The organism is Actinoalloteichus hoggarensis (assembly GCF_002234535.1).
Taxonomy (GTDB): domain Bacteria; phylum Actinomycetota; class Actinomycetes; order Mycobacteriales; family Pseudonocardiaceae; genus Actinoalloteichus_A; species Actinoalloteichus_A hoggarensis.
The window spans coordinates 4189942-4215347 of the sequence record NZ_CP022521.1; the positions used below are offsets into that span (position 1 = coordinate 4189942).

Sequence of the window (25406 nt, forward strand, 5' to 3'; positions counted from 1 at the left end):
TGAGGCCTCGTTCCGGAAAGCCGCGGGACGATGCCTGGCAGGCGTCGAACGGAGGTGCAGGCTGCGGCCGATCGACCTCGCCCGGGAGCACGGGCTGTCCGCGCAGGCGATCCGCAACTACGAGGAAGCGGGCGCCCTCCCCGCCGCCGGACGCGGTGAGACGGGATACCGGCGTTACACGCCCCGGCATGCCCAGGCTCTTCGCGCCTTCCTCGCGTTGCGCGGCGGCCACGGATATCAGCAGGCACTGGAGATCATGCGCGCCGTCCACCGGGACGACGCCGACGCCGCCTATCGCCTCATCGACGCCGCGCACGTCGCACTGCTCGCCGAGCGCGACACCCGCGCCGGGGTCGCGGCCGCGTTGAACGGCCTGACCACCACACCGCCCCGGCCGATCGACGGCCGACCGCTGACCGTGGGCGAGCTGGCCCGCAGGCTCGGCGTGCACCCGGCGACACTGCGTGCCTGGGAGGCCCGGGGCATCCTGCACCCCGAACGCGACCGCGCGACGGGCTACCGCAGGTACGGCCCCGACTGCGTGCGCGACGCGGAGATCGCGCGGCAACTCCGCCGAGGCGGCTGTCCGCCGGCTCAGGTCGCCCGGTTCCTCGACTCGCTGCGCGAGGCGGGCGGCGGGGAGCCGTTGGCGGTCTTCCTCCGCTCCTGGCAGGACCGGCTGACCGCCCGCAGCCGCGACCTGCTCGCGGGCGCGAGCATGCTCGACGGCTACCTGGTCATGCTCGAGCAGCCGGGAGCGGCGAACCCGGCGGGAGCAGCGGGAGCGGCGACGAAGCAGGCAGGCGACAGCCGCAGGCCGCCACTCGATCCCCCGCCGTCGTGATCGCCCGAGGCGCCGCACGCGGCTTGTCGGATGTGCCCGCCCGTGATCATGACGGGTGCGGCGGCCGCCGCAGACCGCCGCACGCCGCTGGTATCGGCACTCCCTGAGACGAGCACTCCTCCACCGCGTCGTGCCCGACACGGCGTGGTCCAGCGGCCCCGAATGCAGCCATGGTCGTCACTCACCGAGAGGACCGCCTGGCGCCGGGACCGGTGACCTTCTGCCTCGGCACCGCGCCCGGCAGCCGGTGGCAGGAGTGCGCGGCGGTTACGCCGGTACGTGCCGTCGACCCGCCGCGTGTCCCCGGCCTGCCGCCACGCACCGCGATGCGCACCATCGCGGCTGTCACGACGGTGCGCAGGCTGCCTCCCGGACCGAGAAGCGGGGCAGGCGCGGTCCGCGCCTGCCCGTGCCGGTCATTCGCAGAGCGCCGCGTCCAAGACCGCGTCGGCCCGTGCCGTCGCCACCTCGGTGGTCACCATGGCGTTGGTGACCAGGGAGGCGAATCGACCGTCGTCGGTCACCGCCGTCACCGAGGTGTGCCCGGTGCCGAGGGCGCCGTGCTTGAACCAGGCGGTGCCGCCGCAGGAGAGCTGTCGGTCGTTGAGGCCGAGTCCCATGCCGTAGCCGTTCAGGTAGGGCACGGTGTCCCGCATCTCCGCGAGCGCGCTCTCCGAGACCACGTCCCCGGCGAGGAGAGCCTGGAAGAACCTGACCGAGTCCTCCAGTGTGGACTCCATCCCGCCGGAGGCCGCCCACACCGACAGCTCGGTCGAGGTGGTGACCTCGGTCCAGAACACGAGGGGCGGGACCCGGACGATGAGGTAGCCGGGCACGAACGGGTCCCGCAGCGCGCGCTCGCCCCGAGCCGGGAACGACGTGCCCTCCAGCCCGAGCGGCTCGATGATCCGCTCGGTGATCACGTCGCCGACCGGCTTGCCCGTCAGTTCCTCGATCAGCAGACCCAGCACCAGGTAGCCGACGTTGGAGTACCGCACCGAGGCGCCGGGGGCGTCCTGCGGCGGCTCGTCCATGGCGGAGCGCACCAGTTCGGCCAGTTCGAACGTGCCGTCCGGGGACGGCCGAGCGTCGCGGGGGTCGCGCACCATGCCGCTGGTGTGCGCGAGAAGCTGGCGCGTGGTGATGACCCCGCCGTCGTAGTTGTCGGTCACCACGCCAGGCAGGTAGGTCTCGATCGGCGTGTCCAGCGCGACCAGCCCCTCGTCGACGAGCTGCATCACCACCGCCGCCGTGAACGTCTTCGACTGGCTTCCGTGTCGGAAGTGGTCGGTCGTCGTGATCGGCCGCTGCTGTCCGATCTTCGCGGTTCCGGAGGTCAGCGTCCACGCGGATTCGACGTCGCCCGCGTAGACGGCCGCGCCCGGTCCGCCCACCTCCCGGTAGAGATCGAGTGCCGCCTGGGTCGCCGCGTGCTCGTCCTGCGCCACGGCCGCGGGCGGTGCCACGGCGACGCCGAGGGCGAGCGTCACGGCGCCCGCGATCCCGACGAGCCGTCGTCGATTCGGTCCCATGTTCCCGTCTCCCGTCTGCTGATCTATTCGGTGGGGCGACGGTATGACCGGCGCGATCCGCGCAGGAGGTCATCGGGCGGCCATCGGCCCGGACATTGCCGGCCGGTAGTTCTGACCAGGTAAGACAGCAGCCGGAACACTGTGCCTCGCACCCCGACCGGCCACTGTGCAGGAGCGTGTCCCGTGTACGAGGTCCTGATACGTCCTCGCCCTCGACATCGTCTCGTCGGTCGCGCCGACGCCAGGTGATCGTTATACGGCTCCGACTCGGCTCCGATGCAGGTCTACGCAGCAGGGCGCGGGCCCACAAGCGACGCTCGATGCACCTGACTGCGAGCATCACTCCGCTAGCCCAGAGCCGGAATGACCAGCGAGCCAACCAGCGTCAGGTTCCTTGTGGCATCGATGCCCTCACCATCGAGAACGTCTGACACAGCGGCTGGATGGAAGTGCTACGGCTCGCTCGCCAGGCAAAGCTCCCTAAGCCCACACGCCGGAGAGGGTGATCTCAGCAGCGGAGACAGGTAGCCACTGTTGCTCAGTAGAGACGGAAGTGCTGATCACGACGATCGGCATCGCGCATATCACTTTTCATCTCTCACACTGTTGGATACACAGCTGCGGACAGAAAATTTCCTACCGCATCCGCCGGCCGGTCCGTTCTCCCTTCATGCAACACTCAGCGAACCCAAGGGTCAGCATGAAAGTTTCAGTCAGCACTTTTCCCATGACTCGCAGTTGCAAGTCATGGTTCGAGCGCTGCTATCCTTCATCAATCGCACCAGAAAGGGAGCACATTGAAGGCCACCGAAGCAACACTTCAGGCAATTCTTCAAGGGTCTAAGAAGTTCACAATACCCCTCTATCAACGATCTTACAGGTGGGGAATCGAGCAGCTGGAACAATTATGGCAGGACATAATCAGCCTCCTTGAATCAGACGACACGGAAAGCCATTTCATGGGTTCCATCGTCCTTTCTCCAAGCCCATCGCATACCTCGTCCGTGCCACACTGGCTCGTAATCGATGGACAGCAGCGCCTAACAACGCTAAGCATTCTCCTATGCGCAATAAGAGACTATGCAGAAGAAATCGACGAAGAGCTGGCCCGAAACATAAATTCATTCTACCTTAAAAGCAAGTTTAACAGGAATGTTCACTATAAGCTCGTGCCAACTCAGATAGACCGACCTTCCTGGAATGCCCTTGTCGACAAAATTCACAACACTGGAGGCGAAGACGGAATCGGCGTCGCATACAATTTCTTCCGAACGAAGGTAGCCGAACTGGCGGGTTCCGGGTACTTCGAAATCAGCGAAATCGAAGAAGCCATAACAACCCGGCTAGCCTTCGTTGAGATCTGCACACACGAAGGAGATAACGCTTATCGGATCTTCGAGTCACTGAACGACAGAGGACTCAAGCTTACGCAAGGCGACCTGTTGCGCAATTATTTATTCATGAGACTTTCAGACAGGGCTGACCGCGTATACGGAAACTTATGGCTTCCCATGCAGAAAATGCTGACCGACCAAGAGTTGGTGGATCTCATTTGGTTCGACCTCATCCTCCGCGGCGTTGATCACCCCAGATTAGGATCAGCATACGCAACACAAAAGAACCTGCTTGAAGCCATTACAGAAGAAGACGATATTGAAGCATGGATCTCAGATCTCCACTATAAAGCGATGATGCTAAGGCGCGTCGTCCACCCGAATGAGAACGCAACTCCTGAGCTGCGGGAAGCTCTAGATCGTCTTCAGCGATGGGGATCAAAAACAGTTCACCCAGTGTCACTCCTCGTCGTAATATCCCACGACAAGGGTTTCATCACTGCCCAACAAGCCTCGGAATCTCTCAGGATCCTGGAAAGCTACATGGTTCGCCAAATGCTCGTCGGATCAAGGAGCACAGGGAACAACATCCACTTCAACAACCTCGCAAAGATGTTGGGGAAGAAGCTTCCCGTAGTGCAGAACATTCTGCCAATCTTGTCTGGACAGCGAAGGCGATTTCCCACCGACGAGAAGATCCGCGAGGCATTGAAATTCGAGCCCTTCTACTACAAAGGCAGGAAGGCTCAACAGAACTTCGTGCTGCAAAGCATCGAGGAAAGTTTCGCGAATTCCGAGCCAGTAGACTACACCAGGTCACCACTCACCGTCGAGCATCTGCTTCCACAAACGCTCAACGAGGAATGGATTCGAACGCTGGAATCAGATTTAGGCGAGTACGATTCGGCAGCCGAGCTACACCAGGCACTACTGCACACCCTAGGCAACCTCACCCTGTCAGCGTACAACGGGAAGCTGTCCAATAAGAGCTTTCGAGAGAAATCGAAGATTCTCGCCGCCAGCGGCCTGGCAATGAATAAGGAGATCTCAAACTACTCAAGCTGGGGAAGAGAGCAGATCGAACACAGAAGTGAACTGATGATTCAGAGGGTTCTCTCCATCTGGCCAGGACCACTAGACTCCGAGATCTCCATCGATAAAACCCAGAAGATCGCTCTGATGAAGCAGGTCCTTGGAGCAATTCCACGCGGCCGTTGGTCATCTTATGGCGACATAGGACAAGCCGTGGGCGTCCACCATAACACCATCGGAAAATGGCTTTCCTCGATCGCATGCAAAGGCGGGCATCGAGTACTTCGCCTAGACGGCAGCCACTCAAACGACGCAAGAATTGCCGGATACGACAGTGTAGAACAAATCTCTGAGGAATTGGCCGCCGAAGGGATCATCATCAACGGATCCGACGTTGCAAACAAGAAGAAGTACATAAGCGGCGCCGATTTGGCGAAAATTGCGGGAATCGCACCCGTCGAAGATCCAGCACTTGATCCATTTAGCGAACAAAAGGAAACCTGATACCAACCCAAGTCCAGAGGCGGGCCGTCGTACGAGAACAAGAATCAAACGTAAAGACGGCCAACCTCTCAACCTCTCTACAGCAAGAATGGAAACCGTCGGCAATATTCGCAGACAACAGGCCGCACTAGCGCAGAGTAGAAAAATTTCCAGTCGCTACACGAGCATCCTCTAATGTGTCCGTCCACAGCGGTCGACACCGACATTCTAGCTGCCGTCCTAGAGGCTGACATACACATGCTCACGCCCGGTCGTCGACTCCGCGTGCCAGCAGCTGCGCCAGGTGGACGCCGCGCACGCCTGCGAGCTGCTCGGCCTGGGTGCGGCAGGAGAAGCCGTCCGCGAGGAACACCACGTCCTCGGTGTGCTCGCGCAGGGCGGGCAGCAGGGCGTTCTCGGCGACCGCCACCGACACGTCGTGGTGCCCGCGTTCCATGCCGAAGTTCCCGGCCAGCCCGCAGCAGCCCGCGAGCCGCGTGGTTCGCGCGCCCGCCGCCGCCAACAAGGCGAGGTCCGTCTCATAGCCGTAGACGGCGTGCTGATGACAGTGCGGCTGTGCCAGCACGGTGACGCCCGTCAGATCCGGCGGCCGCCACGGCGTCGCCGACGTCGAGCGTTCGGTGAGCAGCTCGGCGAGGCTGGTCGCCGCGCGGGCGACCTGGTGGGCGCGCGGATCGTCGGGAAGCAGCTCGATCAGATCCGAGCGCAGCACCGCCAGACAAGACGGTTCCAGGCCGACGACAGGCACGCCGTGGGCGGCGTACGGGCCCAGGATCGACAGCAGCTCTCGCAGTCTCCGGCGGGCGGCGGGCAGCTGACCGGTGCTGATCCAGGTGAGCCCGCAACACGCCTGCCGCGCGGGCACGATCACGCGCAGGCCCGCCCGGCCGAGCACGTCCACGGCCGCCCGGGCGATCGCGGGGTCGAATCCGTCGGTGAAGGTGTCGACCCACAGCACCACCGGCGGCCGGGCGTCGTGCTCGGTCAGGTCGACGGAGTCTCGACGCCGACCGGTCCGCGCCGCCGATCTGGCCGTCTCCTCGGTGCCGTCGGCGGCCGGGGGCGACCCGTCCAGTCCGGCGTCACCCGGGATCACCTCCGCATCACCCGGGATCACCTCCGCGTCGCGCGGCGTGCTCGGCCCACCGGTCGCGCGCCCCGCGCCGGCCGATTTCGTCGCGGCCGGCCCTGGCCCGGTGGACTTCACCCCGGTCGCCTCCGCTCCGGTCGACCCCGTCCCGGTCGGCCCTTCGCCCAACGGCGGCCGTTCGCCCAACGCCGGCCGTTCGACCGCGACACGGCCGAGGGCCGCCTCGGTCGCGGCGCCGCCGAAATCCAGCGTCGGGCGGGAGTACCGGCGCTGCCACCAGCGGCGGAAGGGCACGGCGGCAAGCCGGGGGACCCGTCGTCTGCTGTCGACGCCTGCCGGCGCCAGCAGGAGACGCCGCAGCGGCCCGGCGGCGAACACCGCGTTGACCAGTGTCGGGCCGATCCTCCCGAGCCGGTGCAGGATCGACAGCCACAGCGGCAGCCTGCCGAGGCTGTAGTGACTGGCCGGCCGCAACCGCCCGGCATATCTGCGGTGCAGCACCTCGGACTTGTACCGCGCCATGTCCACCTCGGCGGGGCAGTCGCTCGCACAGGCCTTGCACGACAGACACAGGTCCAGCGACTCGTGGACCTCCTCGGCGGCCCAGCCGCCCGAGATCAGCGAGCCGCGCGCCAGGTCCTGCAAGACCCTGGCCCGGCCACGCGTCGAGTCCTTCTCATCGCGGGTCGCCAGGAACGACGGACACATGAACCCGCCCGCCGCGCTGTCGTCGGCCCGGCATCGGCCCACTCCGACACAGCGGTGCACCGCGCGGGTCAGATCGCCGTCGTCGGCGGCGAAGGCGAAGCCGTCGGCGGCGAGCAGCGGCAGCGCCCTCGGCCGACGGAGGTCCGCGTCGACGGCGCGCGGGCGCACCACGATCCCCGGGTTGAGGACGTCGTCGGGGTCGAGCAGCGCCTTGAATCCCGCGAACACGTCCATGACACGCTGGGAGTACATCAGCGGCAGCAGCTCACCGCGGGCCCGACCGTCCCCGTGTTCACCGGAGAAGGAGCCGCCGTGCGCGGCGGTGAGCCTGGCCGCGTCCGTCACGAAGGCACGCAGCACCGACCCGTCCCGTTCCAGGGGGATGCCGAGTCGCACGTGCACGCAGCCGTCGCCGAAATGTCCGTAAGGCAGGCCCTCGACGCCGTAGGAGTCCATCAGGGACTCGAACTCCCGCAGGTAGGCGCCGAGCCGCTCCGGCGGCACCGCCGCGTCCTCCCAGCCGGGCCACGCTTGTCTGCCGCCGGGGGTCCGGCCCGCCAGTCCCGCGCCGTCCTCCCGGATCCGCCACATGGCCGCCGCCTGCGCCCCGGCGGGCAGCACGACGGCGTCGACGGCCTCGGCGTCGGCGAGCAGCGCGCGCACCGAGGCCTCGGCGGCGGCGGTGTCGGCGCCGCCGACCTCGACCATCAGCCAGCCGCCGCCGCGCGGCAACGCGGGCACGGCCGCCGCGCCACGATGGCGACGAACGACGTCGATCAGCCGGGCGTCCAGTCCCTCCACGGCCAGCGGACAGTGGGCGAGCAGCCGCGGCACGGCGTCGGCCGCGTCGGGCATCGTCGGATAGCCGAGGACGACGAGGACGCGAGCCGGCGTGATCGGGACCAGGTCGACGGTGGCGGCCAGCGTGATCGCCACGGTCCCCTCGGTGCCGACGAGCGCCTTCGCGAGGCTGTGTCCCCGTTCGGGAAGCAGATGTTCCAGCGAGTAGCCCGACACCTGCCGGGGAAAGCGACCCAGCTCGGTACGCAGCACGTCCAGTCGGGACCCGACCAGTTCGCGGAGACCGGGGACCGCGTCGACGTCGGCCGCGGCGGTGAAGCGGCGGCCCGTCCCGTCGACGACGTCCAGCGACCGCACGTTGTCGGCGGTGCGACCGTAGGCCACGGCGTGCGGCCCGCAGGCGTTGTTGCCGATCATGCCCGCCAGGGTGGCGCGGGAGTGGGTGGAGGGGTCGGGTCCGAACCGCAGGCCGTGCGGAGCGGCGGCGCGCTGGAGATCGGCGAGGATCATGCCCGGCTCCACCGTCGCGGTCCCCGCGTCCGCGTCGAGGGAGAGCATCCGGCCGAGATGTCGGGAGAAGTCCAGCACGACGCCGGGGCCGATCGCATTGCCCGCGACGGAGGTCCCGCCGCCGCGCGCCGTCACCGCGACGCCCGAGGATCGGGCGGTCTCCAGCGTCGCGAGCACGTCGTCGGCCGCGGCCGGGAACACGACGACCTCGGGGACGACCCGGTAATTCGAGGCATCGGTGGAGTACTCGGCGCGCCGCCGGGTGTCGTCGTCGACCTCGCCCGCCACCACATGCCGCAGTCGGGCCGCCAGACCGGCTGCCTGCCGACGTTCCTCCCGCCGCCCGCTCACCGGGCGGCCCCGCCCCACGACACGACACGACGAGAGCGGGCGGCGCGCACCACCCCGGGCAGGTCGACAAGGCTGGACATGTTCTCCAGACAGTAGTCGAGCGGACCGTGCCACGCCGCGAGCGACGCGGCGACGACTCGTCGTGTCACCCCGCCGCCGAACCGGCCGCGCCACGTCCGGTCAAGGCCGTCGGGGCGACTCCTCCCGCAGCGGCCGAGCCGCGGCACTCCCCTTCCACACCATTGTTCGACGACGCGACGAACAATTCGCGGATCGGATCGTCGAATCACTTCGACAGAACTGACAGCGAACACCGAAAGGCCGCTTGTCCGACCACGATTGATTCGCTATGAATTGTCTTCCATAGATTATTCGCCACCCGACCAGGGATTCGCGGACCACGACCGCCGAATCGTTCCGCTCCGTTTCCCGCTGCGCCGTTCGGCGCTCCATCGCAAGGATCGACCGCCCGTGCACGAGATCGCAGGGAGAAGACCGTGATACCGATCAACCACCGCCGACGCGGCCGATGGCGTGCCGCGATCGTCTTCGTCGCCTCGATCCTGGCCGTCGGCGCCGTCCCGGCCCCCCCGCCCGCCGCCGCGGCCGTCGCCGTCGACCCTGCCGCATCGTATGTCCTGGTCAACCGGCACAGCGGCAAGGCGCTGGACGTCTACGAGCTGGCCACCGGAGACGGCGCGCGCATCGCTCAGTACAGCCGTAACGACGGCGCCTGGCAGCAGTGGCGGTTCCTCGACTCCGGCGGCGGCTGGTACCGGCTGCGGTCCCACCACAGCGACAAGGTCTTGGAGTTCGTCTCGACCGCCGACGCGGTGGATCTGGTGCAGAACACCGACGCGAATCGGCCGAGCCAGCAGTTCCGGCTCGCCGAGTCCCCGGACGGACACGTTCGCCTGATCAACCGGGTGAGCGGCAAGGCCGCCGACGTCTGGGAATGGTCCACGGACGACGGCGCGCGCGTGGTGCAGTGGCCCGACACCGGCGGGGAGAATCAGCAGTGGCGACTCGTCCAAGCGGACGCGACGCCGCCGGGAACGTTCGCCAACCCGATCAAGCACAACGGTCCCGACCCGTGGTTGCAGTACCACGACGGCTTCTACTATCTGGCCACCACGACGTGGAACTCCACGATCACCATGCGCCGGTCTCGCACGCTCGCCGGGCTGGCCAGTGCGGCGGACCAGGTCGTGTTCGACCTGTCGGGACGCCCGAACGGCTGCTGCAACATGTGGGCACCGGAATTCCACCTCATCGACGGCCGCTGGTACCTGTACTACGTGGCCGGGCAGGACGTCGAGGACTTCAATCCCACTCAGCGCCTGCACGTTCTGGAGAGCGCGGGCACCGATCCGATGGGCCCGTACTCCTTCAAGGCCGACCTCGGCGACACCTGGGAACTGGACCCCAGCATCCTCCGCCACGACGGGCGACTGTACCTGCTGGGCAGCGCGATGGACGGCACGCAGAGCCTGACCATCACCCCGTTGAGCAACCCGTGGACGATCAGTGGTGCGCGGCGCACGATCTCGCAGCCGACGCTGCCCTGGGAGCGGCAGACGCACCCCGTCAACGAGGGCGCCGAACCGCTGTATCAGGACGGCCGCACCATGATCGTCTACTCCGCCAGTGCCTGCTGGGGTCCGGACTACAAGCTCGGGCTGCTCACCCTCACCGGTTCCGACCCGCTCGACCGGTCGCACTGGACGAAGTCGCCGAACCCGGTGTTCCAGCGCCACGACGGCAACGGCGTGTTCGCCCCCGGCCACAACGGCTTCTTCACCTCGCCCGACGGCACCGAGAGCTGGATCGTCTACCACGCCAACGACTCCGCGAGCGGCGGCTGCGACATGAACCGCTCCACCCGCGCACAGCGGTTCACCTGGAACGCCGACGGCACTCCGGACTTCGGCGTCCCCGTGCGCCTGGGGACGACGCTGCCCGCGCCGTCCGGCGAGTCGACCTTCTGACCACACCACACTCCCGACCAGGACGGCCCGCGGTGCACGCGCCTCGCGGGCCGTCACACCCGACACCTCCGGAGCCCCGCGATGCCGCACCGCCGCACCGTCCTCGCTCTCGGCCTGTCCGCCGTCGTCCTGGCGGGCACGAGCCGCCACACCGCCCTGGCGGCGGTCGACGACGAGGCCTACGTGATGGGCTACTTCACCGAGTCCCCGTCCCGGCTGGCCGACCGCTACGCGCTGCACCTGGCCGTCAGTCTGGACGGCCTCACCTGGATTCCGCTCAACCAGGGCGAGCCCGTCGCCACCCCCGCCTCGGGCACCGGCGGTCTGCGTGATCCGCACATCCTGCGCAGACACACGGGCGGCTTCGTCGTCGTGGCCACCGATCTGCTCGGGACCGACTTCACTCGACAGAACCAGTACATCCATGTCTGGGACTCCGCCGATCTGCGGTCGTTCACCGGCTATCGACGGCTGCGCATGCACTCCATGCCCACGCACACCTGGGCTCCGGAGTCGTTCTTCGACGCCGCCCGCGGGCGGTACGGCATCCTGTACTCCGCGCGTCACCACGGCCGTGACGCGCTGTACGTGAACCACACCACCGACTTCCACACCGTCAGCGCGCCGGAGCTGTTCTTCGATCCCGGCTTCGACGTGCTGGACGGCACCATGCACAGTCACGGCGGGACGCATTACCTGTACTACAAGAGCTTCGTCGACGGCAGGCTCTACGGGGCGCGGTCGTCGACGTTGGATCCCGGCGGCTTCACCACCTACACCTCCGGGGTGATCAGCGGCGGCATCGAGGCGCCGATCGTGGTGAAGTCCCACACCCGCGACGAGTGGTGGCTGTGGGGCGACTCGTTCTCGCCGATCAACGGCGAGCTGTACGCCTGGCGCAGCGGGAACATCGACGTCGACTCCTGGACCGCGCTCACCAAGGCGCAGTACGACCAGCCGCTCAACGCCAAACACCCCACCATCTGCGGCATCACGCGCGCGGAGCACGACGCCCTGCTCGCGCGCTGGGGCGCGCCCGCCTGGAATCGGGTGAAGTCCTACAACCTGCCCGACCACTACATCCGCCACAGCGGATACGCGGGCCGCATCGACCCGTACCCCTTCGACCCGTACCCGGACTCGCAGTGGTCGCTGGTGCCCGGACTGGCCGACGGCGCGGGCGTCTCCTTTCGTTCGATCAGCCATCCCGGCCACTATCTGCGGCACACCGGGTTCGCGGTGGTCCTGGCGGCGGACGACGGCGGCGCCGCCTTCGCCGCCGACGCCACCTTCCGTCGGGTCCCCGGCCTCGCCGACCCGGCGTGGACGTCGTTCCGCTCGGCGAACTTCCCGGATCGCCATCTGCGGCACGCGGATCACCTGCTGCGGGTCGACGTGGTCTCCACCGAGACCGACCGGCGGGACGCGACCTTCCGCGTCGGGTACTGATCCCGCGTCGGCCGCCCGGCCCGCGCGTCCCGACTCGAGGCGCCTCGGCTCCAGTCTTCTCGACTCCAGGGCGCCTCGGCGCAGCGGGGTCGCGCGGTAGATTGCCGGGACTGGCACGGGCGCGGCGAGGGGTGGTCCCGGTGGATCGGCACGAGCGGCTGAACGCGCTGCTGGACATGGTGGGACAGCGTGACCGGATCGACGTGGAGGCCACTGCCGCCGAGCTCGACGTCTCCGCCGCGACCGTGCGGCGCGACCTCCAGCATCTGGCCGAACGTCAGCTGCTCACCAGGACGCGCGGCGGGGCCGTGGCCAGCAACGTCGCCTACGATCTGCCGTTACGTCACAAGGCCGCCCGCAACGCACCGCAGAAGCAGCGCATCGCCGAGGCGGCGGCCGAACTCGTCGAACGCGGCATGGTGGCGGGGCTCAACGGCGGGACGACCATCACCGAGGTGGGTCGCGCGATCGCCACCCGCCAGGACCTGGCCGAGCGAGGCGAGTCCCCGGCGCTGACGGTGGTGACCAACGCACTCAACATCGCGGGCGACCTCGTGGTGCGACACAACATCAAGACCGTGGTGACCGGCGGCGTCGCCCGACAGCAGTCCTTCGAGCTGACCGGGCCGCTGGCAGTCCCGGTCCTGGAGGAGATCACCCTCGATCTCGTCCTGCTCGGGGTGGACGCCGTCGATCCGGTGCGGGGTGCCTACGCACATCACGAGGGCGAGGCCAGCATCAATCGGCTGATGGTGTCGCGCGCCAGGCATGTCGCCGTGGTCGCGGACAGCTCCAAGCTCGGCGGCTACGCCTTCGCCCGGATCTGCGCGACCTCCGAGGTGCACACCCTGGTCACCGACGCCGAGGCGGAGCAGTCCGTGCTCGACGCCTTCGCCGCGGAGGGGCTGCGGGTCATCACCGCTTGAGCGAGGTGACACGGACGGCCGGCGTGAAGGGCCCGCGCCGCCGTGCGAACGCTGCGGATCTTCCCGCAGGCCACGGCCCTCGTCGACTCCGGCGCTCGGCCGCCCTTCCGTTCGTCTCGTCGGCGCGCCGCCCGTCATCCCCGGACCGGCGAGCAGGTGCTCGTGACGCGGCGGGCGCGGAAGCCCTCGCCCAGGATGCGGTGTGAGCGGGCATGGCGAATTCATCCGGTGTTCGAGACTCCGCGCGTCCCCCATCCCCCGTCCGGCATCGGGCGTCCGGCGCGCAGCCCGACGGCCGCCGGGTCGGGACCGGGGCGGGCCGCACCGCCTGTGTCGGCCCGACGCGGCGCCGCGGCGTCCGAGCGCACGCGGGGCGGCTCGGCGAGCGGGTACGCATCCCGGATGCCGGCGGCACGAGACCGCCCAACACGAGAACACCGCGCCGCCGGGTCACCGGTCAGCGGGTCGACAACAGGCTCAGCAATCGGGAGACCTCCGCGGTCAGACGCTCCCGGCCCGCGCCGAGGTACTTGCGAGGATCGACCTCCGCGGGTCGTTCGGCCAGCCGTTCGCGCACGCCCTCGGTGAAGACCTGATTCAATCGAGTCGCGATATTGATCTTCGTCATGCCGTGGCGGACGGCCTCGATCAGATGGTCGTCGGCGACCCCGGACGAACCGTGCAACACCAGCGGCACGCCCGCCCGCGCACGCAGCGCGGCGATCAGACCGAGGTCCAGTCGGGCATCGCGGGTGTCCATCGCGTGGGAGGTGCCCACGGCCACGGCCAGACAGTCGACGCCGGTCTCGGTCACGAAGGCCTCGGCCTCCTCGGGATCGGTCCGCACCCACGGGGCGTGCGCACCGTCCTTGCCGCCCACCTCGCCCAACTCGGCCTCCACCCAGACCCGATGAGCCCGACAGTGCTCGACCACCGCGCGGGTGGCCAGCACGTTGTCGGCGTAGTCCAACACCGAGGCGTCGAACATCACCGAGGAGAACCCGAGCGCGACGGCCTCCCGCACGAGCTCGGCGGACTCGGCGTGATCCAGGTGCACCGCCACCGGGACGCGCGCGGCCCGGGCTGCGGCGACCAGCGCGGCGCCGATCGGCCCGAGCGCGCCGTGATGGCGGACGGCGTTGTGGCTCACCTGGAGGATCACCGGCGTCCGCACCGCCTCGGCACCGGCGATGATCGCGCTGACGTGTTCCAGGGCCACGGCGTTGAACGCCCCGCACCCGATGCCCTCGTCCGCGGCCGGGATGACGATGTCAGACGTCGACACGAGCGGCATGAATCTCCTCCACGATGACGGCGCGGTGCTCGCGCCGGTGATGATCGAGGTCGAGGTCGCCCGCATAGGCGCCCAGCACGGATGCCGAGGACACCGACACGGCGCTGCGCAGCACCTCCGGCCAGGGCCGCCTGGCGGCGAGCTCCATCGAGGCCCCGGCGACGGCCGCGTCACCGGCACCGGTGGTGTTGCCGCGGAGGCGACGCGGGACTCCGGCCCGCCAGGCGGCGCCGTCGGTGACCGCGAGCATCCCCTCCGCCCCCAGGGACACGAACACCGTGCGTGCGCCGCGCGCCCGCATCCGCAGCGCCCCGGTCAGGGGATCGTCCGTGCCGGTGGCCTCGCACAGCTCCGTCGCGTTCGGCTTGACCAGGTCGGGGCCCGCGGCGATTCCCGCGAGCAGTGCCTCGCCGGAGGTGTCCAGCACGGTGGGCACCCCGCCCTGGCGCGCGAGGTCGATCAGCTCGGCATAGCCGTCCACCGGGGCGCCGGGCGGCAGGCTGCCCGCGCAGACGAGCGCCGAGGCCCGGGGCACCCGGCGACGCACCGCCGAGACCACCGCGTCCCACTCGCTCGCGGACACGAGCGGCCCCGGCTCGTTCACCAGCGTCACCGTGCCGTCGGCGGCCGACAGGATCGTCACGGTCCGGCGGGTCGGTCCGGCGATCGACGACAACTCGTGCGGCAGCCCGGCGGCGGCCAGGTCCGCACCCACGAGTCTGCCGTCGCCGCCGCCGCACGGGACCAGCGCCAGGGTCGGCGCGCCCAGCGCGTGCAACACCCGTGCCACGTTGACGCCCTTGCCGCCCGCACGACGATGCACGGACGAGGCACGGGACATCGTGCCTGGGGTCAGCACGGGCACGGTGTAGGTGACGTCGAGAGCCGGGTTCGCGGTGACGACCAGGATCACGGCAGGCCTCCGATGCGCTGGTTCGCGGTGGTCACGAGCAGACGGGCGTGCCGACCGCGGCGTGGCCGGGAGCCGACCGGCCGTCGGCGGATCGCGGCGTGGCCGAGCCGACGAGCCGTCGGGTGCGGCCGGGCATCCGATCCCGGTGCCCCGGCTCGGCGGGCCCCGTCGCCAGAGCCGCGGGCACGGCCGCCCGATGGTGCGTTTCGACGCGACCGGGCCGGTCCCGGTCTGCCGGGTGCGCGCGTGGTCCTCCGCCGGGTTCGAGGTCCTGCACCGAGTTCCCGCACCGAGGCCCTGTGCCGTTCCCGAGCCCGACCGCCGCGCCGACCCGCGGCGCTCCTCGGTCTGGGCGGCGTGGCCGCGCGCGAGGCAGCCCTGTGCGCGGCTCGGCGCCCCGGTCCGGCACGCGGGGCCGAGTGCGTCGATCCCGCGGGCATCGCTCGACAGGCCTGTGCACGCCGTCATCGCCGAGTCGCTAGGCCAGCACGACGGATCGGCTGAGATGACGCGGGGCATCGGGGTTCAGCCCCCGGTCGGCGGCCAGGGCGCCCGCGAGTCGATGCACCCGGACCAGATCGGCCATCGGATCGAGGTCGTCGTCCACCACGATCGCCCCGGTTCGCCGCACCTCCTCCGCCAGGCCGGCGGGCGCGGCACCGAAGATCCAGGTCACGCGGCCGGGCTCGGCGACGCTGATCGGCCCGTGCCGGTACTCCAAGGCCGGGTAGGCCTCGGACCAGCACGCCGCCGACTCACGAAGCTTCAAGGCGGCCTCCGACGCGATGCCCACCGTCCATCCGGTGCCCAGGAAGGTGAACTGGCCCGCGCCGCGCACCGACTCCGGCACCGGGGTCTGAAGAACCCGCTCGGCCTCGGCGGCGGCACGGCTCAGGTCCTCCCCGAGATGGGCCCGCAGCAGTGCCAGGGCTGAGGTCGCGAAGCGGGTCTGCACGACGGACAGCTCGTCGCAGAAGGCCAGATCCACCACCGCGTCGGCGGTGTCCCGGATCGCGGCGGGCACCCCGGTGACGACGACGCTGGGTGTGTCGTCGAGCCGCGCCAACAGCCGGTGGATCTCGGTCGTGGTGCCGGACCGGGTGATCGCGAGCACGCGATCATATCGACGGCCGGTCGGGAACTCCGAGGCCGCGAAGGCGTCGGTGTGGCCGAGTCCCGCCCCTTCACGCAACGCCGCATAGGCCTGCGCGATGTACCAGGACGTCCCGCAACCGACGACCGCGACCGTGCTGCCGTGCTCCGGCAGTCGGTCGGCGAAGGCGGGGACGAGTTCCGCCGCCTGCCGCCAGTGCTCGGGCTGACTCGCGATCTCCGCATCCATCATCGACGGCGACATGCGTGACTCCCCATCTCCCGCGTGGTGTTGACGTCCGCGACGTGATCACTTCGCGTGATCAGCAGAGCGCGAATCGAGCGATCCTGATCGATGGTAGCCATTTTCGATCAACTTCGCGCACTCATGATCAGCCGAAGTCGACACGACGACTCGACCGCGTCGGGACGCGCACGTCCGAGGGCGCGGCGATCGCCCATCGGCGTCGGGCGCGGGGCCCGGACGACTACGACCACGAGCGCCACCCGAACGGCCGAGCACCCGCGACCGGCGGCGCCGCCGACCCGACGACGACACCGAGCAGGACGACAGCCGAATCCGAGCAGTTCAGGACGCCGCGGCCCGCCCCGCTGCACCTCCACGTCCGGGGCACCCGCCGCGGCGCCCACCCCGGACGTCGACCGCCCGATCTCCCCCCGACACCGCGGCCCGCTGCCTCGATCGGCGCAGCGACATGGTGCACCCGGCGGAACAGGACCTCGGACCGCTCGGCGGAGGACGAAACGGCGACGGCAGCACTGATCGATCATGCACAGAACTCGCGTTGACAGCGCATGATCGATCACTTAACGTCGAGTGACGATCAAAGTACTCCGCGGTGGGCAGGAGTGTTGATGACTCAGTCGTTCGTCCCGACGCGGATCGCCGATTCCACTGTCGACGGCAGCCGACACTCCGACGTCCGACGCTCGATCGCGAGAGCCGCAGGCTCACGCCGTCGACGCTGTTCCCACCCGCGGCCCGCCCGGCCCCGGCTCGCCGACGCGCCTGCCGCCGGAACATCGGGCGCGACGCTCCCGAACCCCCGACATCCCGCCGGGACACCGCCCCGGCGGCCGGGCGTCGCGCTCCCGCGAACGTCGAGCCGCCGCCCGCCCGAACGCCCACCGGCGGCCCCGCCCGCCCGCCCCGGTTCGGCGTCGGACCGGACGACACCGAGGAGCCCGGAGGTCGGGTCGACACCCTGACCGGCCCCGGTCGCCCGCCCGCGGCGACCACGACGTCCGATTCCCACGACCGCCCCGACGGCCCGCCGACCCGCCGACCGTCCGCGGGTCGGACCCCGCGCCCAGCCTGCCCGGCAGAGCGAGACGCGGCACACGATGAGGAGAGAGTGCCATGTCTCCATCCCCCACCGGCCCGAGAACCTCCGCCGTCGGGCGCAAGATCGCCATCGCCGCCGCCGCCATCGGCGTGATCTACGGCTACGACATCGGCAACATCGCCGGGGCGCTGCTGTTCATCGGCGAGGAGATGGACCTGTCCACGGCGGAGCTGAGCAGCATCACCACCGTGCTCGTGGCCGGGAACATCGTCGGCGCGCTGGTCGCGGGCAAACTGGCCACCGCCATCGGCCGGAAGAAGTCGATGGTGATCGTCGCGATCGGCTACGCGGTGTTCGCGGCCGCGTCCGGTCTGGTGTCCGACGTGGTCAGTCTCGACATCGTGCGGTTCTTCCTCGGCGTCACCATCGGACTCTCCCTCGTGGTCGCCCCGGTGTTCGTGGCCGAGTCGGCGCCCGCGGCGATCCGAGGCGCGCTGGTGGTCGGCTATCAGGTCGCCACGGTCACGGGCATCCTGCTCGGCTATCTCGTCGACTGGTCGCTGGCGGACTCGGGCAACTGGCGGCTGATGCTCGCGATGTCGGCGCTTCCCTCGGTCCTGGTGCTGTTGCTGCTGCTACGGCTGCCCGACACCGCGCGCTGGTATCTGATGAAGGGGCGACGCGAGGAGGCCAGGGCCACGCTCGCTCTCACCGACCCCACCGTCGACGTCGACCGAGAACTCGCCGAGATCGACGCCGACATCGCCGCGGAGCGGGGCGGCGTCATCCGGGAGATGTTCCGCAAGCCGTACTCGACGGCCACTGCCTTCGTGCTCGTCCTCGGCTTCCTGGTGCAGATCACCGGCATCAACGCGATCACCTACTACAGCCCGATGATCTTCGCGGACATGGGCTTCACCGGCTACGGCGCCCTCCTGGGGCTGCCCTCGGTGGTGCAGCTGGCCGCGCTGGTCGCCACGGTGTGCGCGCTGTTCGCCGTCGACCGGATGGGCAGACGCCCGATCCTGCTCGGCGGAATCGGCGCGATGGTCGCCTCCTGCGTGCTGATGATGGCCGTCTTCGCCACCGGCTCGCTGACCGAGGGCGGCTCGATCTGGGGCTTCGTCGGCATCCTCGTCTTCACCGCCGCGTTCAACTTCGGCTTCGGCTCGCTGGTCTGGGTCTATGCCTCGGAGAGCTTCCCCGCCAGGCTGCGAGCACAGGGCGCCTCGCTCATGCTCACCGCGGACCTCGTCGCGAACATGATCGTCGCGCAGTTCTTCCTGCCGCTGATGGACGGAATCGGCGGCACGGGAACGTTCGGCATCTTCCTCGCCTTGTCCGCCTTCGCCTTCGTGTTCGTGCTCCGGCTCGCACCGGAGACCAAGGGGCGGCCGCTGGAGAGCATCCGGCACTACTGGGAGAACGGCGCGCAATGGACGAAGAAGGAGCCCCATGGACCTGCATAGATCGATTGCCGTCGTGCTGGCGGCCAGTCTGCTCCCGCTCGGGCTCGACGCCCCGTCGGCCTCGGCCGACGGCGGTTCCACTCAGGACACGGCGGTGAACGCCGCGCCGCTGACCGTCCCGGCGATCCAGCAGTGGACGGGCGGCCAGGGCAGCCTGGAACTCACGGACGAGTCCGCCATCGTCGTCGAGAGCCCCGAGCTGCGCGCACTCGGCGACCAGCTCGCGGAGGAGCTGGCCGCCGACGGGCTGCCGTCGATGCCGGTGATCGAAGGCCGGGCGGCGGCGGGCGACATCGGACTACACCTGGAACCGGGCTGGGGAATCCAGGACGACTCGTATCGGATGGAGATCAGCGAGCGAGTCTGGATCTCGGCGGGAGCCGAGGCGGGGGTCTTCTACGGGACGCGCACCCTGTTGCAGGCCCTGCGCAGCGCACCGGAGTTCGGCACGCTGCCTCAGGGCCGGGCCCTGGACTGGCCGCTCGTCCACGGGCAGCGCGGCCAGATGCTCGACATCCGCAAGTTCTTCTCGCTGTCCTACCTGAAGCAGCAGATCCGCCAGATGGCCTGGTACAAGCTCAACACCTTCCACCTGCACCTGACCGACTGGAACGCCTTCCGCATCGAGAGCAGGCGATTCCCCGGCCTGGCGTCCCCGCAGTCCTACAGCCAGGCCGAGCTCCGGGAACTACAGGACTACGCGGCCCGGTATCACGTCACGATCATCCCGGAGATCGACATGCCGGGGCACGCCTCGCACATCGGCACCTACCGACCCGACGTCGCCTTCGCCTGCGAGTCGATGTCCTACCCGTCGAACATGCCCTGGGAGGGCTCGGGCACCGGCAACTGGACCATGGACGTCACCAAGCCCGAGACCATCCAGTTCGCCACCGAGCTGCTGGAGGAGATGCTGCCGTTGTTCGACGCGCCGATCTTCCACATCGGCGGCGACGAGATCCCCGACGTGTCCGATCAGCTGCAGTGCCCCGAGCTGGTCGCCTACCAGCAGGAACGGGGCTACGAGTACACGGCCGACGTGTTCGTGGAGTTCATCGACACGCTGAACGACGTGATCACCAGCCACGGCAAGACCACCGAGGTGTGGCAGTGGTGGGACTTCAACCGGGAGACGAGCATCGATCCCTCCCGAGACGTCATCGTGGACGAATGGCTCAACGCTCCCGATGGTCGGGTGGCACAGGGCTATCCCACGATCGGCACCGAGGAGGCGGACCTGTACGTCAGCCCGGGCTTCGGCACCCGGCCCGGCCAGTACGCCTACTTCGATCCCCGCGAGGTCTACCACTACGAGTTCAAGAACGACCCCGGATTCCTCGGCTACAAGCTCTCGCGCTGGGCCGACCGCGCCCACGAGGAGTCCGAGAGCTGGTTCGACTTCTACGCGCGGCGCCCCCTGGCGACGCTGGCCGACCGGACCTGGGGGGCGCCGGGCGACGACGTCGTGTCGTTCCTGGACCGATACGACCAGGTCGGCGACGCCGATCCCGACGCGGTGGGCTTCGGCGAGAACACCGGGATGCACAGTCACGTCGGCTGGCGGGCGGTGCAGGGCCGCAACAGCGGGCAGCGGGCCGTGGACGGCGACCCGTACACCGGCTGGGAGGCGTTCCCGGAGAGCGAACCGCTGCTGGAGATCGACCTGGGCCGAGAACTGGACGTGGCGGGCATCCGCTATCTGCCGCCGCCGAAGGGCGAGGGCTACCCGGTGCGGGACTACCGACTGCTGGCCTCGGACGACGGCACGACCTGGCGGTCGGTGGCCAGGGGGCGCTTCGAGAACACCGCGATGGAGACCGTGGTGCGCTTCGATCCGGTCACGACGCGGTATCTGGGTCTGGAGGTCCTGAGCGGGCACGGGCCGGTGCCCTCGGCGAAGTCGGCGGTCAACGAGCTGGACGTGCTCCGAGTCCGGCCGACGCCCTGAGTTCGGCGGCGCGACGCGCCGCACACCTCGGCTCACCTCGGCGCCCCGAGGGGACGGACCTCCTCGTCTCCTCGGGGCTGCCGCGTCCTCGGCCGGGGACGGCGACGGGGTGAGGCGGTGCGCTCCGATGACTGCTGACGGCTGTCGGGTCCGGCGCCTGCCGCCGCGCGGTCCGCCGCCGTCGGGGCGGACCTGGCCCGGCGCAAGCGGTCGACCGGCTGACGCGGCCTCGCCTCACGACCGACTCTTCACATCCACAACCGCGCGTCCGCAGCCTCGTGTGGCGGACGGGCGTTCCCCTCGCCTCCGGACGATCCGGCGCCGCCGTCAGGGCGCGTCCTGCGCCTCGGCGAGCCAGCGCGTCCACGTCGGGATCTCGGTGAGGGAGACGTGCAGGTCGGCGAGGAGTTCCAGTGCGTGATCGTGGGCGGCGGCGCGTTCGAGCGGCGTGACCGGGCGGTGACCGAGCGCGCGGAAGAGCATCCACGCCGCCCCGCCGAGCTGAGTACGCAGCAGTCCGGCGAAGGCGTCCGTGGTCGGGGCGATGCGCCGGCCGCTCCGCGCGGTGTACGCCCGCAGCACGCGCCCGAAGACGTGGCGATCCCCGGCGGCGGCCCGAGACGCGGCAGGCGGGTTCGCCGGGGGCAGGCCCGGCGGACGCCCGCCGCCGGTCGCCGGGCCGGGCGCCGTCGCGGTCGGGGACGCCGAGGACGACGGGGACACGGCAGCGGCGGCCGGGCTCGCGGCGGCCCGACCGAAGGCGGAGGCGGCCCGGACCGCCTCCCATTCGGCGACGTCCGGCCCCGCGCCGTCCCAGTCCACCAGGATCGGCGCGGTCCGGGTCAGCAGAACGTTGTCGGGTTTGACGTCGCGGTGGGTGCGGACCGGGGTGAGCCCCCTACCCGGTCCCGTCAGGGCGGCGGTCACGATCTCGACGGCCCGCTCGACGTCGGGCAGTCGAGTCCGCACGGAGCCGAGGAAGCCCGGTGCGACGTCGGGAGCGGCGCCGTCGAGCCACGCAGCCCACTCGCCGACCGAGTGGACCGTCTGCGGGGGCACCGCGTCGACGGGGACGTCCGGCGACAGCGAGTGGAGGTCCGCCAGCGTCCACCCCACCCAGTCGGCCAGGTCGGGGGTGATGTCGGCGGCGGTGGGCGCGCGACCCGAACACCATTCGTGGACGAGGAAGCTGGCCGGGCCGCCGTCGATGGTCAGGTCGGCGAGCAGCGGTGCGACGGGATCACGCGGTGGAACCGGCCGCGGCATCGAGATGCCCCGCCGGACGGCGGCCAGCTCGATCTCGGCGGCGATCGTGTGGTCGGCCAGCCACCACGACTCACGAGAGCGGTTCAGTCGTTTGACGATCCAGTCGCCCTCCGACGTTCGGAGCCGCCACGATCGGTGCGACCGGCCGCCGTGGACGGACTCCCACTCGTCGAGCACGGTGCCCAGGCCGAACGCCGCCGCGACGGCGGCGGCGGACCGGTCTTCGACCATCCGTCGACGCTATCCTGTCGCGTCGCGGGACCGCCACGGCCGGCTCGGGAGTGACGCATCGTCTGCGACGTTCCGTAGCGCATCAACTTCGTTCGAGACTGAAGCAACAGTGATAGTGGACTTGACCGCGGAGGCGCCACCGTTCCTCGACGGACGTTCCCAACGGATGATCGCGGGCGGTCGGGCGGGGCCGTCGACGAGGACCGGCGCGCAGCACACTCGACGCGACGGGGTTCGACCGCCACCGGCCCGGCTCCTCAGCGACGAACTAGCCTTCTCGCTCACCACCGACGCGACCCGCCGCCGTTCGGCTCGCGCCCCCTCCCCGAGCCGATACGGGCTGGGCGGTCGAAGGGTCGGGCCGCGAACGCCCGTCTCGTCGTCGTCTCGGCTCCCTGTCGAGACGACGACCGAGGACCGAGGAGCAGCCATGGCCGAGACGAGACCCGCCGAACGGTCCGATGAGGACGAACTCGTCATCCCGACGTCATGGCATGCGGGGATCATGCCCCGCCGTGGCGGCGTGCATGCCGCCGTGGCACTCGACGTCGAGGCGTCGGATCAGGTCCGCTGGATACTCTCGACGACGGCCCCGCGGGTCCAGGCGGCACTCGACGATCCACGCAGCCCAGCCCCGCTCGCCGCCGCCGCCCGCGCGGCGCTGGCGGGCAGCCCCACACCCGCGGGCGTCGCGATCCTCGCCGCCCTGACGAGCAGGGTGCCCGTCCAGGGGACGGCCTGCGCGCACGCCGAGTTCGCCGACGCCTGGACCCACGAGCACGGCATCGTGTTCGCCGCCGAGGCCGCCTGTCTGCTGGCCTGCGTCACCGTCGTGGGCGGCAGCGGCGACCGGCCGCCGCATCTCGGCTCGCGGCCCGACGGCGACTTCCCGGCGGACGGCGCGCTGGAGGTTCTGCCGATCCTGGCGCGGATGCGTGCCCTGATGGCGGTCGCCACGCGGGAGGATCACGAGCGGGTCGTCGCGACGCTGGCCGCACACCGGATCGACGAGGCGGCTCGTGTCCCCGCCTCGTTTCTGGTGCCGAGTCGCACGGACTGGGTCGACGCGGACTGCGCCGCGAGCGCGCCGTCATGGTGGCCGCTGCTGATCCGCTCGGTCTCGACGCTCGACCAGCTGACCACGCTGGCCGACCACGTCGGTCCCGCGACGCTGCTGCGCGACGAGCGGGCGCTGCGCACCGTCGTCTCCGCCGTCGGGGCCGCGTCGGCTCCGGTGCTCGCGGCGGCGCTCGACGACACGGCGACGGACGTCGAGTCGCACCGGCGGATCGTCGAGGCCATGGCGCTGCTGCCCTCCGATACGGCCTTCGACCTGCTGGCCGCGCGCGCGGGCGACCGTCGAGCCTGGCCTGCGCTGTCGGAGATGATGCGGCGGTTCCCGGTCCGGGCGCTACGCAGGCTCGCCGCCGCGGCGACGGACGACGAGGCGGGATCGATCGGGGCGGGATCGGACGGGGCGGACGAGCTGCTTCGCCGCCATGTCGTGACGGCGGCCTCGGTCGTCGAGCGCGTCTCGGCGGAACTGCCCGCCGCGAGCCGAGCGCGGGTGACGGCGGCCCGTGCGGCCGTCGCCGAGGCGAACGAGGCGCGACGCACGGTCGCGCCCGCCTCGGCGCTGCCCGCCCTGCTCGTCGAACCGCCGTGGCGGCGACCACGCGATCCCGCCACGACGGACGTGTCGGCCGACCCGACCCCCATGGCGCTCGACGTCCACTGGGCGGACGGTGAACGGCAGGAGTGGGCGGCGGCTCCCCTGCCCGTCGGCGAACGACGGTGGGGGCAGGCCACCGACTGGGCGCGGGAGGTCCATGCGCTGCGGTCGCGACGATTCGATCCCGCGCAGGAGGCCGCGTTCTTCGCCCAGGCGCCGCGCGAACTGGTCGCCTCGACGCTGGCACGCTGGCGGTTTCGACGGCGGATCTCGGCAGGGACCTTACGCCTGCTCGTCGCCAGGTTCGGGCGAGCAGTGAGCGGGCAGGTGCTCGGCCAGGCACGACGACAACCGGATTTCGAGTCGGGGCTGCTCCTCCAGCCGTTCGTCGGCACTCCGGTGGCGGAACTGATGGCGGACTGGCTGTCCCGCACGGCGATGCGTCCCCACGCCGTGACGTGGCTGGATCGGCACGGCATCACCGCCGTCCGGGCTTTGCTGCCCGCCGTGTTCGGGCAGGCGGGCGCGAGACGATCCCAGGCCGAGCGGGCGCTGCGAGTCGCCGCCGCCGGGCGGGTCGAGGAGGTCGTGGCGATGACCGAGGACGAGTGCGGCGGGCAGGCCGCCGTCGCGGTGCGCGCGCTCCTGGAGATCGGTCCGGCGGACGAGCTGCCCGACCGGGTGCCCGATCCGTCGCCCGGCTGGCTGCATCGGGGGCTGCTGCCGCCGATCCGTCTACGGGGGCGAACGGACGTCCTGCCCGCCTCGGCGGTCGAGCACGTGCTGACCATGCTCGCGATGTGCCGGTTCGGCCAGACCTACGCAGGCGTCGAGGCGATCCGCGACGCCTGTGACCCGCGGTCGCTCGCGGACTTCGGCTGGGCGCTCCTACTGGAGTGGCAGCGCTGCGCGCGTCCGCCCGTCGGCGACTGGGTGCTGCCGGCGCTGGCGGCGATCGGCGACGACGAGACGGTGCGGCGCCTCGTCCCGCTGATCCGCGCGTGGCCGGACGAGGGACACCGGCGGCGCGCGGTGCACGGCCTCACCGTGCTGGCGGGCATCGGCACCGACCTGGCGTTGATGTACCTGCACGTGCTCGCGGAGCGGCTGCGCTTCCCGGAGCCGCGCCCCGGTGTCTGACGCAC

Annotated in this window: 15 protein-coding genes; 8 read left to right on the plus strand and 7 right to left on the minus strand. The window is 70.1% G+C overall.

Features of this window, described 5'->3' with window-relative positions; all coding sequences use genetic code 11:
* The first annotated feature begins 61 nt into the window (after positions 1-61).
* Complete coding sequence (locus AHOG_RS17920; RefSeq protein ID WP_093942386.1) at positions 62-844, plus strand: MerR family transcriptional regulator; 783 nt, start codon at positions 62-64, stop codon at positions 842-844.
* Between the two features lie 416 nt (positions 845-1260).
* Here AHOG_RS17920 and AHOG_RS17925 read toward each other — a convergent pair whose 3' ends face one another.
* Complete coding sequence (locus AHOG_RS17925; protein WP_093942387.1) at positions 1261-2376, minus strand: serine hydrolase domain-containing protein; 1116 nt, start codon at positions 2374-2376, stop codon at positions 1261-1263.
* A gap of 797 nt (positions 2377-3173) precedes the next feature.
* Here AHOG_RS17925 and AHOG_RS17930 point away from each other — a divergent pair.
* A complete protein-coding gene (locus tag AHOG_RS17930; protein WP_093942388.1) occupies positions 3174-5246 on the plus strand; it encodes a GmrSD restriction endonuclease domain-containing protein in 2073 nt (690 codons plus the stop codon).
* Between the two features lie 241 nt (positions 5247-5487).
* Here the strand turns inward: AHOG_RS17930 and AHOG_RS30025 are convergent, their stop codons facing one another.
* Positions 5488-8706 carry an FAD-binding and (Fe-S)-binding domain-containing protein gene (locus AHOG_RS30025; protein WP_093944563.1) on the minus strand — a complete coding sequence of 1073 codons (3219 nt, stop codon included), beginning with the start codon at positions 8704-8706 and terminating at the stop codon, positions 5488-5490.
* Complete coding sequence (locus AHOG_RS28715; protein ID WP_157736895.1) at positions 8703-8855, minus strand: hypothetical protein; 153 nt, start codon at positions 8853-8855, stop codon at positions 8703-8705. Before AHOG_RS28715 ends, AHOG_RS30025 begins: the two co-directional genes overlap by 4 nt.
* Positions 8856-9203: 348 nt before the next feature.
* On the opposite strand from AHOG_RS28715, the gene AHOG_RS17940 reads away from it, so the two are divergent.
* The 3 genes from AHOG_RS17940 to AHOG_RS17950 all read left to right on the plus strand — a co-directional run bounded on the left by AHOG_RS17940 (position 9204) and on the right by AHOG_RS17950 (position 13069).
* Positions 9204-10694 (plus strand): family 43 glycosylhydrolase, encoded by a 1491-nt coding sequence (locus AHOG_RS17940; protein ID WP_245856295.1) that lies wholly within the window; start codon positions 9204-9206, stop codon positions 10692-10694.
* Between the two features lie 81 nt (positions 10695-10775).
* Positions 10776-12143, plus strand: a complete 1368-nt coding sequence (locus AHOG_RS17945) for a glycoside hydrolase family 43 protein (RefSeq protein ID WP_093942389.1) — start codon at positions 10776-10778, stop codon at positions 12141-12143.
* A 140-nt stretch (positions 12144-12283) separates the two neighbouring features.
* Positions 12284-13069, plus strand: coding sequence for a DeoR/GlpR family DNA-binding transcription regulator (locus AHOG_RS17950; protein ID WP_093942390.1), 786 nt, complete (start codon positions 12284-12286; stop codon positions 13067-13069).
* A 457-nt stretch (positions 13070-13526) separates the two neighbouring features.
* Here AHOG_RS17950 and AHOG_RS17955 read toward each other — a convergent pair whose 3' ends face one another.
* The 3 genes from AHOG_RS17955 to AHOG_RS17965 form a co-directional block, all read right to left on the minus strand.
* The gene (locus AHOG_RS17955; RefSeq protein ID WP_093942391.1) at positions 13527-14363 is read right to left on the minus strand and encodes a class II fructose-bisphosphate aldolase; all 837 of its coding nucleotides are present in this window, start codon (positions 14361-14363) and stop codon (positions 13527-13529) included.
* Complete coding sequence (locus AHOG_RS17960; protein WP_093942392.1) at positions 14341-15276, minus strand: 1-phosphofructokinase family hexose kinase; 936 nt, start codon at positions 15274-15276, stop codon at positions 14341-14343. The genes AHOG_RS17955 and AHOG_RS17960 overlap by 23 nt, the downstream gene beginning before the upstream one ends.
* 478 nt (positions 15277-15754) lie before the next feature.
* A complete protein-coding gene (locus AHOG_RS17965; RefSeq protein WP_093942393.1) occupies positions 15755-16633 on the minus strand; it encodes an SIS domain-containing protein in 879 nt (292 codons plus the stop codon).
* Between the two features lie 1116 nt (positions 16634-17749).
* On the opposite strand from AHOG_RS17965, the gene AHOG_RS17975 reads away from it, so the two are divergent.
* Both AHOG_RS17975 and AHOG_RS17980 read left to right on the plus strand, forming a co-directional pair.
* The gene (locus tag AHOG_RS17975) at positions 17750-19144 is read left to right on the plus strand and encodes a sugar porter family MFS transporter (RefSeq protein WP_093942395.1); all 1395 of its coding nucleotides are present in this window, start codon (positions 17750-17752) and stop codon (positions 19142-19144) included.
* Positions 19131-21092: a family 20 glycosylhydrolase gene (locus tag AHOG_RS17980; protein WP_093942396.1), complete on the plus strand. Its 1962-nt coding sequence runs from the start codon at positions 19131-19133 to the stop codon at positions 21090-21092. Before AHOG_RS17975 ends, AHOG_RS17980 begins: the two co-directional genes overlap by 14 nt.
* 327 nt (positions 21093-21419) lie before the next feature.
* Here the strand turns inward: AHOG_RS17980 and AHOG_RS17985 are convergent, their stop codons facing one another.
* Positions 21420-22589, minus strand: a complete 1170-nt coding sequence (locus AHOG_RS17985) for a phosphotransferase (protein ID WP_093942397.1) — start codon at positions 22587-22589, stop codon at positions 21420-21422.
* A 430-nt stretch (positions 22590-23019) separates the two neighbouring features.
* Here AHOG_RS17985 and AHOG_RS17990 point away from each other — a divergent pair, with 430 nt between their 5' ends.
* Positions 23020-25401 carry a hypothetical protein gene (locus tag AHOG_RS17990; protein WP_093942398.1) on the plus strand — a complete coding sequence of 794 codons (2382 nt, stop codon included), beginning with the start codon at positions 23020-23022 and terminating at the stop codon, positions 25399-25401.
* Positions 25402-25406: the final 5 nt, after the last annotated feature.

Excerpts from the sequence above, each read along its gene's own strand:
- AHOG_RS17925 (WP_093942387.1), bottom strand. The coding sequence starts at position 2,376 with ATGGGACCGAATCGACGACGGCTCGTCGGGATCGCGGGCGCCGTGACG.
- AHOG_RS17945 (WP_093942389.1), top strand. The coding sequence starts at position 10,776 with ATGCCGCACCGCCGCACCGTCCTCGCTCTCGGCCTGTCCGCCGTCGTC.
- AHOG_RS17955 (WP_093942391.1), bottom strand. The coding sequence starts at position 14,363 with ATGCCGCTCGTGTCGACGTCTGACATCGTCATCCCGGCCGCGGACGAG.
- AHOG_RS17965 (WP_093942393.1), bottom strand. The coding sequence starts at position 16,633 with ATGTCGCCGTCGATGATGGATGCGGAGATCGCGAGTCAGCCCGAGCAC.
- AHOG_RS17975 (WP_093942395.1), top strand. The coding sequence starts at position 17,750 with ATGTCTCCATCCCCCACCGGCCCGAGAACCTCCGCCGTCGGGCGCAAG.
- AHOG_RS17980 (WP_093942396.1), top strand. The coding sequence starts at position 19,131 with ATGGACCTGCATAGATCGATTGCCGTCGTGCTGGCGGCCAGTCTGCTC.
- AHOG_RS17985 (WP_093942397.1), bottom strand. The coding sequence starts at position 22,589 with ATGGTCGAAGACCGGTCCGCCGCCGCCGTCGCGGCGGCGTTCGGCCTG.
- AHOG_RS17990 (WP_093942398.1), top strand. The coding sequence starts at position 23,020 with ATGGCCGAGACGAGACCCGCCGAACGGTCCGATGAGGACGAACTCGTC.